The organism is Streptomyces sp. AC627_RSS907 (assembly GCF_019049165.1).
In genome coordinates this window covers 1-689 of sequence record NZ_JAGMUE010001540.1, presented here as the reverse complement: position 1 = coordinate 689, position 689 = coordinate 1, and the positions used below count along the sequence as shown (strand labels likewise).

1 protein-coding gene is annotated in these 689 nt (G+C 75.3%); it reads left to right on the top strand.

The features are described from left to right. Nucleotides 1-619, top strand: a 619-nt coding sequence (locus KUM32_RS42890) for a BBE domain-containing protein (protein ID WP_217146962.1), incomplete at its 5' end; no start/stop codon positions are given. Between the last annotated feature and the right edge of the window lie 70 nt (nt 620-689).

Sequence of the window (689 nt, the reverse complement as noted above, 5' to 3'; positions counted from 1 at the left end):
GCAGAACGCCCTCGACCGCCTCGCCGACGCGGCCGGCGCCAGCGCGAAGAGCGTGAGCCTGCGCCGCCGTAGCTACCTGGACGCCATGCGCGTGTACGCCGGCTGCTCCACCCACTCCACCACCCAGTGCCACCTGTCCGGCACCACGCCGGGCCGCGAGGCGACGGGCGCGCTGCGCCGCGAGACCTACGGCGCCCGCTCCGACTTCTTCGACCGCTCCCTGAACCAGCAGGGCATCCGCGCCCTGCTCGACCAGGTGGAGCGGTACGGCCGGGGCACCGGCGGCGGCGCGGTCAGCGTCGCGCTCACCGCGCTGGGCGGCGCGGTCAACCGCGTCGCCCCGCTGGCCACCGCCTTCGTGCATCGCAGGTCGCGGATGCTGGCGCAGTACACCGCCTCGTGGCCGGCGGGCCGTTCGGGCGCCACGCAGACGGCCTGGCTGGACAGCGCCCACGCGGCCATGCGCCGACACGCCTCCGGCGCGGCCTACCAGAACTACGCCGACGCGGGCCTCAAGGACTGGCGCACGGCCTACTACGGCGCCGCCGCGAACCGGCTCACCGCCGCGAAGAAGCGCTACGACCCGAACCGCCTCTTCACCTTCGCGCAGGCGCTGTAGGGCGGGACCCGCGCGCAGACGCTGTGGGACAGGGTCGGTCAGTGGGCCCCGGTCAGCGGGGGTTGTCGGC